Here is a 15,565-nt window from a genome sequence, read left to right on the forward strand (position 1 = left end):
TTTAGGAAGTAGCTATACACTTCTGAAGAGTAGTTATGTCTATATACAAACTTACCCAAGGATACGTTAATGTTCGTAAACTTGGGTAAGATTTTATAGATATTGTTTGGAGAGGACTTAGAATTCACCCTCTCTCTCTTGCGATAAATCATTGTTTGAAAACCCTATTTACCATGAAACTTAAGAAACTTACTATTTACTGTTTGGCATTGTTTTGTGCCTTTTCTTCTCTTTACGCGCAATCTGGCAAGGAAGTTCAAAAGAAACGTAGCGGCAATCCGGTTTTCCCCGGTTGGTATGCCGACCCTGAGGGGGTAGTGCTGGACGGGAAATTCTGGATTTATCCTACATATTCCGCTCCTTATGATGAACAGACTTTTATGGATGCTTATTCTTCGCCCGACTTGGTGCATTGGACCAAGCATCCACGTGTGCTTTCAAAGGAAAATATCCCATGGCTGCGCCGTGCTTTGTGGGCGCCGGCTGTCATCGAGGCCAATGACCGCTATTATCTTTTCTTCGGAGGAAACGACATACAGAACAACTCTGAGATTGGCGGTATCGGGGTGGCTGTGGCAGACAATCCGGCAGGCCCTTTCAAAGATGTGCTGGGCAAGCCCTTGATTGATAAGATTGTGAATGGCGCACAGCCCATCGACCAGTTTGTGTTCCGCGATGACGACGGTACTTGCTATATGTATTATGGAGGATGGGGGCATTGCAACATCGTGAAATTGTCTCCCGATTTACTTGGCGTCGTTCCTTTTGATGATGGTACAGTCTATAAAGAAGTGACTCCTCAAGACTATGTGGAAGGCCCTTTCATGTTGAAACGTAACGGAAAGTATTACTTCATGTGGTCGGAAGGCGGTTGGGGAAGTCCCGACTACCGTGTGGCCTATGCCATTGCCGACTCTCCTTTCGGACCGTTCCATCGCGAAGGGACAATTCTTCAGCAAGATGCCGATGTAGCCACCGGTGCCGGACATCATTCTGTGGTGCGTGGAAAAGGCAAGGATGAATGGTACATCATTTACCACCGTCGCCCGTTGGGAGAGACGGCTGCAAACAGCCGTGCCACCTGCATTGACCGGATGTACTTTGACAAAAATGGAAAGATAAAACCGGTACGTATGACTTTCGAGGGAGTGAAAGCTACCAAAACTCCACTTGACTAATAGCAATTTTCAATTCAAATTAATATAAAGAAATATTTTTGGGGGTGAGTTGATATTGAAGTTGGTTAATGGAGGGAAGGTGGATTTATTGGATAGCATCGATTAAGATATGACATGAAGAACTTATATGTGGTTCGAATAAATAGAAAACTTGAAATAAAATGAAACGTATTGCTTTTTTGGATTATGTGCGCGTGTTTGCGTGTTTTTTGGTAATGCTGGTTCATGCCAGCGAGAATTTTTATGGAGCTGCCGGCTCTACGGACATGGCAGGACCGCAGTCCTTCCTTCAGAATGAGGCGGATAGATTGTGGGTATCAGTTTACGATGGCTTCTCCCGTATGTCCGTGCCTCTGTTCATGATTGTTTCGGCCTATCTGCTTGCACCGATGAAGAAAGGACAGAGTTGTTGGCAGTTTTATCGTAAACGTTTCCTGCGTATCATGCCGCCGTTCATCTTTTTTATGGTGCTGTACAGCACGTTGCCCATGTTGTGGGGGCAGATAGACGGAGAACAATCCCTGAACGACCTTTCACGTATCTGGCTGAACTTTCCTGCGCTTGCCGGGCACTTCTGGTTCATGTATCCGTTGATAAGCCTTTATCTGTTCATTCCGGTCATCTCACCGTGGCTGGAGAAGGTCTCGGCCAAGGAAGAACGTTTCTTCATCGGACTGTTCCTGGTTTCTACTTGTATACCTTTCCTCAACCGTTGGTTTGGCGAGGTGTGGGGACAGTGCTTCTGGAACGAATATCACATGTTATGGTATTTTTCGGGTTATTTGGGCTACCTTGTGCTGGCACATTATATCCGCGTGCATCTTGCCTGGGGGCGTTCCTTGCGTCTGAGGGTCGGTTTCCTGCTCATGCTGGCGGGCGCGGTGGCCACCATGTGGTCGTTCTATGTCCAGGCTGTTCCGGGAGTGGTTCATTCTACGCCGGTCATTGAGGTGGGATGGGCTTTCTGTACACTTAATTGCGTGGCGTTGACGGCAGGTACGTTTCTGTTGTTCAGCTGTATCGGCATTCCGCAGCCTCCGCGCATCATTGCCGAAATGTCGAAACTCAGCTACGGCATGTTCCTTATGCACATTTTCTGGCTCGGCTTGTGGGTGTCGGTGTTTAAGTCTGCATTGGGCTTGCCCACTGTAGCTGCCATTCCGGTTATAGCGATATGTACGTTTATCAGTTGTTTCGTGGCAACCAAGCTCATTTCGTTGATACCGGGCAGTAAGTGGATTATCGGGTAAGGATCTTGATTGCCAGGATTATGTGTGAATAGATTACTCATTCTTTTATTTCTTTCTTTCGGTTTGTCGGCTGGCTCCCGTACGGAAAAAGGTTGGAGGTGAAGGCTCAAGAACTGTCAATTGCCTGCCTCCAATTCCATAGCTAACGGCTGCATCGCTACTGCATAACGGCTGCATCGCTACTGCATAACGGCTGCATCGCTACTGCATAACGGCTGCATCGCTACTGCATAACGGCTGCATCGCTACTGCATAACGGTTGCAGTGCTACTGCATAGCGGTTGCAGTGCCACTGCATAGCAGTTGCAGCGCCACTGCAAACATAGTTGCAGCGCCACTGCATAACGGTTGCAGCGCCACTGCAAAATGAATGCATTGTTTTTGCAGTGCTTATCTGTTGATTCATACATGGTTATGCTAAAAGAAAGAAATCTGCGATTAAAGACCGAAGCGCAGTCAAAAGAAGGCAGGAGCGTCTATGGAGTGCGATAGTGCGAAGAAAGGAGGTTTCACCGCAAAAGCCGATGAATAGGAGGGTTGAGGAAGAAGGTGAAGGTGATGGAGGATGAAAATACTCTCTCTTTAGCTGAAAAACTGTGTATTCTGCTTGAAAACGTGTACTTTTGCAAACTGTATGAATGAATGGCAGAATATGAACAAATCCGAAAAACGAGTATTAGTGGGAATGAGCGGAGGTATCGACAGTACCGCCACTTGCCTGATATTGAGGGAACAGGGCTATGAAATAGTCGGTCTCACTATGTGGGTGTGGGGAGACGAACCGGTAGAAGCCCGCAACCTTGCCGACAGTATGGGAATTGAACACCATGTGGCGGATGAGCGTGAGGCTTTCCGGCAGATTATCGTTCAGGACTTTATCGATGAGTATCGTCGGGGGCGTACTCCCAATCCTTGTGTGATGTGCAATCCGTTATTCAAGTTCCGTATCCTGGTGGAGTGGGCCGACAAGCTGGGATGTACATTCATTGCTACCGGACACTACACCCGTCTGGAGGAACGGAACGGGAAGGTTTACATTGTTGCCGGGGATGATGACAAGAAAGACCAGTCCTATTTCCTGTGGCGACTGGGGCAGGAGGTGTTGAAACGGTGTGTCTTCCCGTTGGGAGTGTTCACCAAATTGCAGGTTCGCGAGTATCTTCGTGATAAAGGATATACGCTCAAGGCCGAAGAAGGGGAAAGCATGGAAGTCTGCTTCATCAAAGGAGACTACCGCGACTTCTTGCGCGAGCACTCTCCGGAGATAGACACTGAGGTGGGGCCGGGCTGGTTTGTCAATTCGGAAGGTGTCAAACTGGGCGAGCACAAAGGATTCCCTTACTACACTATCGGACAGAGGAAAGGCTTGGAGATAGCTTTGGGCAAACCCGCTTATGTGCTGAAAATCAATCCGCAGAAGAATACCGTGATGCTGGGCGACGCGGAACAATTGAAGACCGGATATATGCTGGCCGAACAAGAGAACCTGACGGATGAAGACGAATTCTTTAGCTCAGAAGAACTCACCGTGCGCATCCGATATCGCAGCAAACCTATTCCTTGCACCGTGAAGCGTCTGGAGGACGGGCGTCTGCTGGTGCACTTCTTGTCCGAAGCTTCTGCCATTGCTCCGGGACAGTCTGCCGTGTTTTATGTCGGCCGGCGTGTAGTCGGCGGCTCATTCATAGCTTCCCAACGGGGCATCGGAATGTATATTGCAGAAAATAATAAAAACACTGATATATGAGAAAAACCTTTTTCCTTCTACTTTTTACTTTGGCTGTTGTAAGTGCATCGGCCCAACAAGACACATTGAAGTATCGCATCAGTCTGACGGACAAGGCTGCCACTGCATTTTCGCTGGAGCATCCGGAAGCATTCCTTTCTGAAAAGGCCATCGAGCGTCGTCGCAAGCAGCACCTTCCGATAGATTCTACGGATTTGCCGGTGTGCCGTAAGTATATAGACGAAATCCGGCGTCAGGGTGTAAATATAGTGGTTACCGGTAAATGGGAGAACTTTGTTACGGTTTCATGCAACGACTCCTCTTTGATAGACCGCATTGCCGCGCTGCCTTTTGTGCGTACTGCGGAAAAGGTCTGGATGGCTCCCGAAGGTGACGGGCCGATGATGTCGACTCATCGTGATTCTTTGATAAACCGGCCGACTATGTATCCGGACAGTGTGTATGGGCCGGCCATTAATCAGATACAGTTGAGCAACGGTGATAAATTACATCGTGAAGGTTTCAAGGGACAAGGCATGACGATTGCCGTTATCGACGCTGGTTTCCACAATGCCGACAAGATAACCGCCATGCAGAACATCCGTGTCTTGGGAACCAAAGACTTTGTAAATCCGCAGGCGGATATTTTCGCCGAGAGCAGCCACGGCATGATGGTGCTGTCTTGTATCGGCATGAACAGGCCCGGCATCATGACCGGTACGGCACCCGAAGCCTCCTTTTGGTTGCTGCGCAGCGAAGATGAGTATTCCGAGCATCTGGTGGAGCAGGATTATTGGGCCGCAGCGGTAGAGTTTGCCGACAGTGTGGGGGCGGATGTTCTCAATACCTCATTGGGCTATTATACTTTTGACGACAAATCAAAAGATTATAAGTTCCGTGATTTGGACGGACGGCATGCACTGATGTCCCGTCAGGCTTCGCGTGTGGCAGACAAAGGAATGGTGCTGGTATGCAGTGCCGGTAATTCCGGCATGGGTTCGTGGAAGAAAATCACGCCTCCGGGTGATGCCGACAATGTGCTGACCGTGGGTGCTATTGACAAGGAAGGTGTGTTGGCTCCTTTCTCGTCTATCGGGAATACAGCAGACCATCGGATAAAACCGGATATTGTGGCTGTCGGTCTGGGGGCTGATGTCATACGTACGGACGGCAATCAGGGAAAGGCAAACGGTACGTCGTTCTCTTCTCCCATCATGTGTGGCATGGTGACCTGTTTATGGCAGGCTTGTCCCGAACTCACGGCGAAGGAAGTGATAGAACTGGTACGACGTTCCGGTGACCGTACGGACTATCCTGATAATATCTACGGTTATGGTGTGCCTGACATGTGGAAAGCGTATAAAAGCCATAAGCAATGAGTTTTAGTGAATAAACCGGAAATCATGGAAGCCCTTTCTTTATATGACTTGAATGCATTGGTGCGGCGCTGCATAGAGCAATGCCTGCCTGATGAGTTCTGGGTACAGGCAGAGTTGAGCGATGTACGTACCAACAGTACCGGACATTGCTACCTGGAATTCGTGCAGAAAGATGCCCGTACCAACGGCCTGATAGCTAAAGCCAAGGGGATAATCTGGGCAAATGTGTTCCGCCTGTTGAAACCCTATTTTGAGGAAGCCACGGGGCAGGCGTTTGTTTCGGGCATCAAAGTGCTGGTGCAGGTCACTGTCAACTTCCATGAACTTTATGGCTACAGCCTTACTGTGCAGGATATAGACCCTGCCTATACCTTAGGCGATATGGCGCGCCGCCGCCGGGAAATATTGAAGCAGCTTGAGGAAGAGGGAGTGCTTACCCTGAACAAAGAACTCGATATACCTTGCCTGCCGCAACGCATTGCCGTCATTTCTTCGCCCACAGCAGCCGGTTATGGTGATTTCTGTCATCAGCTGAAAAACAATTCTCGGGGCTTCTTCTTTTATACGGAACTGTTTCCTGCCCTGATGCAGGGCGACCGTGTGGAGGAGTCCGTTCTGTCTGCCCTCGACCGTGTGAATGCCCGCTTGTCCGAGTTCGATGTAGTGGTCATTATCCGTGGTGGAGGCGCTACGTCCGACTTGTCCGGTTTCGATACCTATCTGCTTGCTGCCGCTTGTGCACAGTTTCCGTTGCCCATCCTGACGGGTATCGGCCACGAACGGGACGACACGGTGCTCGATTCTGTGGCGCATACCCGTGTAAAGACCCCTACGGCTGCCGCCGAGTTCTTGATAGACCTCATGAACAATGCCGCCGATGAACTGGAAATGCTTGCTTCCCGCTTGCATGAGGGGGTCAGGAATCTGTTGCAACAGGAACAGCGTAAGCTCTTTAATTACAAGAACCGCATTCCTTCTGCCGCATACCGTCACATATCCGATGCGAAAATGGCTTTGCTGACTGTGCGGAAAGATGTAGTGCAAGCCGTCACCTCCTCTTTGTCCCGTCATCGCCATCGTCTGGAATTATTGCAGCAACGCTTGGCAGATGCTTCGCCGGAAAAGTTGCTGGCTCGCGGTTACAGCATTACGCTGAAAGATGGGAAAGTAGTGAAGAATGCGGATGAACTGCAAGCGAATGACGAGATAACAACCTGCCTGCAAAATGGTAAAGTGACCTCAACTGTACATTTTTTGTGACCGGCTACGCGTTTAATGCAGACAAGACTTATGAAGTTTATGCCGGAAGCCCGTTATCTGAGGGAGCTTCTCTTCGTAGTATTTAAAAGTTTTGAAAAAAATGATTATGCTGTATGATAAAGATAAACATTACACTGAGCAATATCATATTCTGAAACTGACGTCCTAGGGAAGTGGAGAGAAAGTATCGCCCAAAGACGGGAATTCTGACAAACGGCGTGAGAAGTACAACGATTAATTAAATTTCAATTATGCCAGCAACAAAGAAAAAAGAAACCTACTCCGAAGCCATGGCGCGTTTGGAGAAAATTGTCAGCCAGATAGACAACAACGAACTGGAGATAGACATGCTTGCCGAAAAGATAAAGGAGGCAAACGGAATTATAGCATTTTGCAGCGATAAATTGACCAAAGCTGACAAGGAAATTGAAAAATTACTGTCGGAGAAGCGAGAATCTGAAGAATAAAAGCTATTTTTGTTGCAAAATGTACGTAATAGAAGTAACTAATACTTTGAGATATGAAAGAACTTGATTGGGCTAATCTGCCGTTCGGATATATGAAGACAGATTACAATGTGAGAATTTATTATCGTAACGAACAATGGGGCGAACTGGAAGTTTGCAGCGAAGAAACCATTCCTATGCACATGGCTGCCACTTGTTTGCACTACGGTCAGGAAGCGTTCGAGGGTTTGAAGGCCTTTCGTGGCAAAGATGGTAAAGTGCGTATCTTCCGTTTGGAAGAGAATGCGGCCCGCCTGCAATCCACTTGCCGCGGCATCTTGATGCCGGAACTTTCTACAGAGCGTTTCAAAGAAGCTATTCTGAAGGTGGTGAAGCTGAACGAACGTTTCATCCCGCCTTATGAATCGGGGGCTTCTCTATATATTCGTCCGTTGCTGGTGGGTACCGGTGCACAAGTAGGCGTACATCCTGCCAATGAATATCTGTTTGTGGTGTTCGTGACTCCGGTAGGTCCTTATTTCAAGGGCGGATTCTCAACCAATCCATATGTCATTATCCGTGAATTCGACCGTGCTGCACCGTTGGGTACCGGTATTTATAAGGTAGGTGGTAATTACGCAGCCAGCTTGCGTGCCAACAAAAAAGCGCACGATTTGGGTTATGCCTGCGAGTTCTATCTGGATGCCAAAGAAAAGAAATACATGGACGAATGTGGTGCTGCCAACTTTTTCGGTATCAAGGACAATACGTATATTACTCCGAAATCCACCTCCATCTTGCCCTCCATCACCAACAAGAGCCTGATGCAGCTGGCAGAGGATATGGGTATGAAGGTAGAGCGCCGTCCGGTTCCCGAAGAAGAGTTGCTGACTTTCGAGGAAGCGGGGGCTTGCGGTACGGCTGCCGTTATCAGCCCCATCGAACGCATTGACGATGTGGAGAACGGTAAGTCGTACGTTATTTCCAAGGATGGAAAGCCGGGCCCGGTATGTACGAAACTCTACAATAAGCTGCGTGCTATCCAATATGGCGACGAACCCGATACTCACAGCTGGGTGACTATCGTTGAATAATTAGAGATTCTCTTGTGTCATCTGTATGCACTTCTGTTTTCGGGACATAGCATAATATATATAGAGCCAAGTAATTATGGGAAAAAACAAGTTAGAGAAGTTTGCCGATATGGCGAGTTATCCGCATGTTTTCGAGTATCCGTACTCCGCGGTAGATGATGTGCCGTTTGACATGAAAGGGAACTGGCACAGAGAGTTTTTCAAGAACGACCATCCCATTGTTCTGGAACTGGGCTGTGGTAGGGGAGAATATACTGTCGGATTGGGACGCATGTTTCCCGACAAGAACTTCATCGGAGTGGATATAAAGGGGGCCCGTATGTGGACGGGAGCTACCGAGTCGCTGCAGTCAGGCATGAAGAATGTGGCCTTTCTGCGTACGAATATCGAAATCATCGACCGCTTTTTTGCCCCGGATGAGGTAAGTGAAATTTGGCTTACTTTCTCGGACCCGCAGATGAAGAAGGCTACAAAAAGGCTTACTTCCACATACTTCATGGAGCGCTACCGCAAGTTCCTGAAGAATGACGGCATTGTTCATCTGAAGACGGACAGCAACTTCATGTTTACTTATACCCGGTACATGATTGAAAGAAACGGGCTGCCGGTGGATGTGATGACGGAAGATTTGTACCACTCCGGCATGGCTGATGAGATACTTAGCATCAAGACCTATTACGAACAACAATGGCTGGATCGTGGCTTGAATATCAAGTATGCCAAGTTCCATCTTCCGCAAGCGGGAGAGTTGCAGGAACCGGATGTGGAGATAGAGCTGGATGAGTATCGCAGTTATAACCGTAGCAAGCGTAGCGGACTGCAAACCAGCAAGTGAGCCTTTGATTTTTAATTCTTAATTTTTAATTTGAACAATGACATTATATCCAAAATTAATCCTTGACGCATTGGCAACAGTGCGCTATCCCGGTACCGGAAAGAATCTTGTTGAGGCTGAGATGGTGGCCGATAACATGCGGATTGACGGGATGAAGGTCAGCTTCTCGTTGATATTCGAGAAACCGACCGATCCGTTCATGAAGTCAATGGTGAAAGCTGCTGAGACAGCTATACATACGTATGTTTCTCTGGAGGTGGAGGTTGTAATTACGACCGAAAGCCGTCAGGCGGCACGTCCGGAAGTGGGTAAGCTATTACCCCAGGTGAAGAATGTTATTGGAGTGTCTTCCGGGAAAGGTGGTGTAGGCAAGTCCACGGTTGCTGCCAACCTTGCCGTGTCTTTGGCAAAGTTGGGTTATAAGGTAGGCTTGCTGGATGCTGATATCTTTGGCCCTTCCGTTCCTAAGATGTTCCAAGTGGAAGATGCCCGTCCGGTGGCAGAGAACATTGGTGGACGTGACTTGATTGTTCCGATAGAGAAGTATGGCATTAAGCTGCTTTCCATCGGTTTCTTTGTAGATCCCGACCAAGCCACTTTGTGGCGGGGAGGTATGGCAAGCAATGCTTTGAAACAGTTGATTGGTGATGCCGACTGGGGAGAACTGGATTATTTTCTTATCGACCTTCCTCCTGGAACGAGCGACATCCATTTGACTGTGGTGCAGACTTTGGCACTGACAGGAGCTATCGTCGTCAGCACGCCGCAGGCTGTGGCGCTGGCAGATGCCCGCAAGGGTATCAATATGTTTACCAATGATAAGGTGAATGTACCCATTCTCGGTCTGGTAGAGAATATGGCTTGGTTCACGCCTGCCGAATTGCCTGAAAACAAGTATTACATCTTTGGAAAAGAAGGCGCAAAGAGACTGGCTGAGGAAATGAACGTACCCTTGCTGGGGCAGATACCTATTGTACAGAGCATCTGTGAGAGTGGTGATAAAGGTACTCCGGTTGCTTTGGACGAGAATACGGTAACCGGGCGTGCGTTCCTGCAACTGGCTGCTGCCGTAGTACGCCAGGTAGACCGCAGAAATATGGAAATGGCGCCGACACGGATTGTGGAAGTGCATAAATAAACATGGATATTTTCCTTATGAAAAAGGAGCAGTTACCCGGCGACGGGTAACTGCTCCTTTTTCATTTAGACTTGTTTAGAGAGAAAATTAGTTTATTTAGTTGGAGTAACAGTGGCATTCTGGACAGCAGGGCTTTTCTCCGGTTCTTGCAGACGGAACATGATGGGGACTGTATATTTTACGTTTACAGCTTGTCCTCTTTGCATGCCGGGCTTCCACTTGGGCATGATAGTAGTCAGACGGATTGCTTCAGCGTCTAGCAGTGGGTCGGCACCACGGATTACTCTGGGGCAGATGATGTTCCCTTCTTTATCCACTATAAACTGTATGACCACTCTTCCCTGAGTCTTAGCTTTTTGTGCGGCTACCGGATATTTGATATTTTTGCCGATGAATTCCATCATTGCGGACATGCCGCCGGGATATTCCGGCATTTTTTCTACGACTTCGAAAACGGTTACTTCCTCCGGGTAGGTTGCCTCTTCGGGAGCATAACCCACTACCACCATTTCATCTATTTTGCTTTCAATGGGAGCATACTTAACCTGTGTATTGTTTTCCGTCAGACGGAACATCACGGGAACTGTATATTTTACCCGCACGGCTTCTCCTTTTTGTGTGCCGGGTTTCCATTTGGGCATGGCACTGATTACGCGTACGGCTTCTTTATTCAATTCCGGGTCAATGCCGCGCAGTATTTTTACATTGGTAATACTGCCATCCTTCTCCACTACAAATTGCACGGTAGCCCGTCCTTGCGTACCTTTCTTCATGGCTGCTTCCGGATATTTGATGTTCTTGCTCAAGTATTCCATTAGTGCAGACATGCCTCCGTCGGGGAATTCGGGCATGTGTTCCACTACCTCAAAAATCGGATTGTCGAGAGTATCCTTATCCACTACCTTTCCTTTGTAAGTCACTGTTTTCGTATCTTGTTCCGGTAGGGGAGCTACTTGAGGGGCTTGAACTTCCGGTACCGCTTGTCCGGTTTTGGCGTCTACAGCCTCTATGACTTCCGCTGCAATCTTCTTTGTGGTACGTGCCACTGCTTCGATATTGCTGACAATCATAAGTAAGGCCGCTAAAGGAAGGAACATCAGATATTTGGTCCTTCCTATTTCTTTTGTTCTCTTTTTGTTCATCATTTTGATGCGTTTTTTTAAAGGTAAAACATTGAAACTGTTATAGATAGTTGCTGCAGCCTTTTGATGTGACAATCCTAGCAGATGGTACTGGTAGGTTTTGGAGTCATAGCCGTTCTCCAATACGCGGGCATCGGCCATATATTCCAGATTGGTACGGATTTCCCGTTTCATGAGCCAGGCAAAGGGATTGCACCAGCAAAAAATGCACACCAGTTCACTGATGATGACATCAATGGAGTGCCATTGCCGGGCGTGTGTCTGCTCATGGGTCAATATTTCGTTGAATTCCTCTTCCGTATGCGAGGACGGATGGATAAAAATCCAGTGGAAAAAGGAGAAAGGCCCGTCTGCTTTGGGAAGCAGATGTATATTTGTGTTGCCTATTTGTACCTTGCGGCATCGGCATGCCAGGTGGATGATGCCCGCCAGTTGCATGATGAGGCGTATCATCAGCAATGCCACTATTCCCCAATAGGCGATATTGGCATATTCTGAAAGGATGCTTTTCCAGTCGGTAGGAGCCGCTTCGGTGCCTATTGTGAGTTCCGGTAGCACAACGCTGGCATAGAGGTTTGCCATGGCCACCATCGGTTCCTGCTCCGTAATCCACGTTTGTATGTTCAGCAGAGGTACGGCGGCAGAAACGGCAAAGAAGCAGAGCAGTGCGGTTCTGCGCCAGCCGAAAAACGTGTCTTTGTAGAAGAACAGCCGATAGAATGCATAAAACAGTACTATCGCTACATTCACTTTCAGAAAATAGGCTAACATGTTTACTCCTTTCCTTTCTCTATCATGTCTATAATGTCTTTCAGGTCATTGGCCGAAATCTTCTGCTCTTTGGCGAAGAACGAAACCATTTCCTTATAGGAATTCTCAAAGTAGTTGCGCACAAAACCGCTCATAAAGCTACGTTTGTATTCGCTTTCGCGTATAAGCGGGGTATACTGGTAAGTGTTGCCTACACGTGCGGCACGGATATACTGCTTGCGCTCCAGGTTTTTCACAATAGATGCTACAGTTGTGTAGGGAGGCGCCGGTTTGGGATATTTGGCAACAATGTCTTTTACGAAGCAACTGCCCAGTTCCCAAATGTACAACATTGCTTCTTCTTCTTGTATCGTTAACTTTTCCATGGATAAAGTATTTAAATGAATTCAATGCAAATCTACGAATATTTCGTAAATGTGCAAATGATAATGTGTTAAATGATATAAAAGATCTCATACCTTGACTGGAATGGCTTCTTTCGCCGGTTTTCGGTTTTATTGGAAAATCCGTGCTCGCAAGAAGTGTGCAAGCTGTGCGCACCGCACGAACAATGCAAGTATAACGCAGGCCGGAAACAGCCAATCAACATTCGATAACCGTAATCGGGATGGTTCGTTAAAATCAGACCTTGTTTTAATACCAATCCCTAGAAACGAGGGCAGAACGAGGGTAAAGCGAGAGTAAAACAGTGGTTTCCGGAAGAAATTATGATAAAATAGTTAATATCATTTAATCGGTTTTCGTGAATCCTTTTTTAGAGCAGGACTTGTGGGCAGAAGCGCGCAGGGAGCCGCGGGACCGGAAGCGTTTTTTCTATGATAAGTTTCTTTATAATAATATATTTCTCTATTTTTGCCTAAAAATCTGTATAGCAACGATAATTTACCATAAAACGATATATGCTTCTTTGGAATAAAATGACTGATATGGATGAATATGCTTTCAAAGGCTTTGTCGAATTATATACCAGTGATTTGCTTTATTATGCACAATATATCGTTCGTTCCAAAGAAGAAGCCGAAGAGATAGTGAGTGATGTTTTTGTTACAGTCTGGCAGAACAGGAATAAGATAAGAGAAATAGAGCACGTAAAAGCCTGGTTGTTGACTATTACCCATAACCAGGCTGTATCTTATCTGCGCAAGAAAAACCATGCCGTCTCCTCCGTCACATGGGAGGAAATGGGCGAAAATGCCATTCCTGCAGACTTGCAGACCCCCGACGAACGGCTCATCAGTCAAGAAGAAATGAGCCGGATAAACCATGCCATCCATACCCTTCCTCCAAGATGCCGGCAGGTCTTCGTGCTGGCCAAGATAGAAAAACTGCTTTATAAAGATATTGCCGGGCTTTTGGGAATATCTGTCAAAACAATTAATATGCACATTGCCAGTGCTTTGGAAAGAATATCCGAGGCCATGGAAAAATAATTTCAAAAAAAACGCTTTTCATATAGGAGATTTTGAAATGAATTGCGTCATCTTATAAGATATGGAAGATAACAGAAAAGAAAAAAGAGACAAATACGAATTGTGGGCCTCCCTCTTGGAGGGGCAATCCGTCTTTTCCAGCGAGAATCTTTCCCAAGCGGACGAGGAATTGCAGAAATTGAGTTTCTTGTGGAACCAATGCGATCCTCCCCAGACGGATTCCGGAGAAATCTGGGAGAAGACCCTTCGGAAAATAAAGGCGGAAGAAGAGGCGAAGGCAACGGCTTCTGCCAAAAAGAAGTCGGCTCTGATGCTGATTTGCGGTCTGGCGGCTGCATCTGTGGCATTGCTGTTCGGTTTTGTCCGTTTTCTCGACCGGGCAGACAGGGTGGAAGACCAAAAGACCAGGATGGAACAGTTCATGCTGGCCAATGCAGACAAAGAGGAGGTGAAAGAGGTGACATTGGTTGTCTCTGATAAAAAGAAGATAGAGATTGTGAACAATGCCCAAGTGGCCTACACCCCGACCGGGCAAGTGAATGTCAACGCTTCCAAGCTGGAGGAAGCAGTCGCTTCGGAAGGAACCGCAAGTGACGGAGATGCCAAAGATGCCTACAACCAGATGATTGTGCCGAAAGGACGTCGCTCTATGATTGTGCTTGCCGACAACAGCAAGATTTGGGTGAACTCCGGCAGTAAGGTGATTTATCCTCGCACGTTCGGAGAAGGGAAGCGCGAGATATTCGTAGAAGGCGAAGTTTATCTGAAGGTGGCGCGTGATGAGGCAAGGCCTTTTGTAGTGAATACTTCTGCGTTCGAGGTCGAGGTGTTGGGGACATCTTTCAATGTCTCTGCGCCCAAGGGCGGTGCTCGGGCTGATGTGGTGCTGGTAGATGGGGCGGTGGATGTAAAAGACCGTCAGGAAAGACATATAAGGATGAAACCTGACGAACGTGTGGAACTGGACGAGTTGGGCATCTCGAAGATAGAAACTGTGAATGCGCGGGATTATATCCATTGGATAGACGGGGTGTGGATGCTGGACGGAAAGCCGCTGAAAGAAGTAGTCCGATATCTGACGGAGTATTACGGGCAGTCTGTCTGCTGCACGTCTGCAGTGGCCGACAAGCCTTTTTATGGAAAACTGTTTCTGAATGAAGAACTGGACGAAGTGCTGGAGGCAATCAGACAGACATTGCCTGTGGAGCCGTCTGTCCGAAAGAATGCTGTTTATGTAGAATAAATGAAAATGTAGTGTTAACCTTATTAATTAAATTGTTTGGAATGAATAAAAAAAGAAAGTAGAACCGTTTTTTGGGTACAAAAGCGGCCGGACAGTACTCCCAATACCAGCCGGCCGAAAGTGATTTTAATCAAAGTTATTTTTAGTAATCAAAATCAATACGAAAGTATGAAAAAGAAGACAACTTATGGTCGGATAAAGAGATGTTTTATATCTATTTGTCTATTAGTTAGTGTTTTTTTAGTAGCGGAGGGCTATTGTTCTCCCCTTTATGCCGCAGATAATCGCGGCACAGAGAACGAACAGCGGGCGACTGCTGCTCGGACAGTGAAAGAAGTGTTCGGTTTCATCGAACAGAGCAGCAACTTTGTCTTTCTGTATTCCAAGGATGTGAAGTCCGAACTGGAGAAGAAGATTTCCATGAACATCAGTGGAAAGAAAACGGAAGAGATATTGAAAGAACTCTCTTCTGCCACCGGTCTGGACTTTAAAATCAACGACTTTAGTAGATGACAAAAATTAAATATATGCTGTTAAACATTTAATTTTCAAGTGATTAAATCTGCAAAAGTCCCTGAAATTTAGTAATTTAAAGGAAAAGTTTGGCGACTTTTCTCCATGAAAACTACTAATTCCAAGGACTCAGTCAAAGTTAACCAAATCCTCCCGATTA

At 47.1% G+C, this 15,565-nt stretch carries 14 protein-coding genes; 12 read left to right on the plus strand and 2 right to left on the minus strand.

Annotated elements, in window-relative coordinates:
- The first annotated feature begins 173 nt into the window (after positions 1 to 173).
- The 9 genes from HU824_RS17145 (at position 174) to HU824_RS17185 (ending at position 10,306) form a co-directional block, all read left to right on the plus strand.
- On the plus strand, positions 174 to 1,178 hold the full coding sequence (locus HU824_RS17145; protein WP_136010344.1) for a glycoside hydrolase family 43 protein: 1,005 nt from the start codon (positions 174 to 176) through the stop codon (positions 1,176 to 1,178).
- A gap of 161 nt (positions 1,179 to 1,339) precedes the next feature.
- Positions 1,340 to 2,428, plus strand: coding sequence for an acyltransferase (locus tag HU824_RS17150; RefSeq protein ID WP_136010345.1), 1,089 nt, complete (start codon positions 1,340 to 1,342; stop codon positions 2,426 to 2,428).
- 652 nt (positions 2,429 to 3,080) lie between these two features.
- Positions 3,081 to 4,175 (plus strand): tRNA 2-thiouridine(34) synthase MnmA, encoded by a 1,095-nt coding sequence (mnmA, locus tag HU824_RS17155; protein ID WP_176469491.1) that lies wholly within the window; start codon positions 3,081 to 3,083, stop codon positions 4,173 to 4,175.
- Positions 4,172 to 5,533, plus strand: a complete 1,362-nt coding sequence (locus HU824_RS17160) for a S8 family serine peptidase (protein WP_176469492.1) — start codon at positions 4,172 to 4,174, stop codon at positions 5,531 to 5,533. The genes mnmA and HU824_RS17160 overlap by 4 nt, the downstream gene beginning before the upstream one ends.
- A gap of 24 nt (positions 5,534 to 5,557) precedes the next feature.
- Entirely contained in the window at positions 5,558 to 6,793 is a 1,236-nt protein-coding gene (gene xseA, locus HU824_RS17165; protein WP_176469500.1) for an exodeoxyribonuclease VII large subunit, read from the plus strand.
- Between the two features lie 251 nt (positions 6,794 to 7,044).
- A complete protein-coding gene (gene xseB, locus HU824_RS17170; RefSeq protein ID WP_176469493.1) occupies positions 7,045 to 7,260 on the plus strand; it encodes an exodeoxyribonuclease VII small subunit in 216 nt (71 codons plus the stop codon).
- 53 nt (positions 7,261 to 7,313) lie between these two features.
- Positions 7,314 to 8,333 (plus strand): branched-chain amino acid aminotransferase, encoded by a 1,020-nt coding sequence (locus HU824_RS17175; RefSeq protein ID WP_176469494.1) that lies wholly within the window; start codon positions 7,314 to 7,316, stop codon positions 8,331 to 8,333.
- A gap of 76 nt (positions 8,334 to 8,409) precedes the next feature.
- Positions 8,410 to 9,168: a tRNA (guanosine(46)-N7)-methyltransferase TrmB gene (gene trmB, locus HU824_RS17180; RefSeq protein ID WP_176469495.1), complete on the plus strand. Its 759-nt coding sequence runs from the start codon at positions 8,410 to 8,412 to the stop codon at positions 9,166 to 9,168.
- Positions 9,169 to 9,205: 37 nt separating this feature from the next.
- Positions 9,206 to 10,306: an Mrp/NBP35 family ATP-binding protein gene (locus HU824_RS17185; RefSeq protein WP_176469496.1), complete on the plus strand. Its 1,101-nt coding sequence runs from the start codon at positions 9,206 to 9,208 to the stop codon at positions 10,304 to 10,306.
- Positions 10,307 to 10,398: 92 nt separating this feature from the next.
- Here the strand turns inward: HU824_RS17185 and HU824_RS17190 are convergent, their stop codons facing one another.
- Together HU824_RS17190 and HU824_RS17195 are read right to left on the minus strand one after the other, a co-directional pair.
- Complete coding sequence (locus tag HU824_RS17190) at positions 10,399 to 12,219, minus strand: M56 family metallopeptidase (RefSeq protein WP_176469497.1); 1,821 nt, start codon at positions 12,217 to 12,219, stop codon at positions 10,399 to 10,401.
- A 2-nt stretch (positions 12,220 to 12,221) separates the two neighbouring features.
- Entirely contained in the window at positions 12,222 to 12,584 is a 363-nt protein-coding gene (locus HU824_RS17195) for a BlaI/MecI/CopY family transcriptional regulator (protein WP_136010352.1), read from the minus strand.
- Between the two features lie 561 nt (positions 12,585 to 13,145).
- Here HU824_RS17195 and HU824_RS17200 point away from each other — a divergent pair.
- The 3 genes from HU824_RS17200 (at position 13,146) to HU824_RS17210 (ending at position 15,405) form a co-directional block, all read left to right on the plus strand.
- Entirely contained in the window at positions 13,146 to 13,649 is a 504-nt protein-coding gene (locus HU824_RS17200; protein ID WP_246866927.1) for an RNA polymerase sigma factor, read from the plus strand.
- A 61-nt stretch (positions 13,650 to 13,710) separates the two neighbouring features.
- The gene (locus tag HU824_RS17205) at positions 13,711 to 14,892 is read left to right on the plus strand and encodes a FecR family protein (RefSeq protein ID WP_176469498.1); all 1,182 of its coding nucleotides are present in this window, start codon (positions 13,711 to 13,713) and stop codon (positions 14,890 to 14,892) included.
- Positions 14,893 to 15,060: 168 nt separating this feature from the next.
- The gene (locus HU824_RS17210) at positions 15,061 to 15,405 is read left to right on the plus strand and encodes a hypothetical protein (protein WP_176469499.1); all 345 of its coding nucleotides are present in this window, start codon (positions 15,061 to 15,063) and stop codon (positions 15,403 to 15,405) included.
- The last annotated feature ends 160 nt before the right edge of the window (positions 15,406 to 15,565 follow it).

Source organism: Bacteroides sp. L10-4, assembly GCF_013373675.1.
Taxonomy (GTDB): domain Bacteria; phylum Bacteroidota; class Bacteroidia; order Bacteroidales; family Bacteroidaceae; genus Bacteroides; species Bacteroides muris.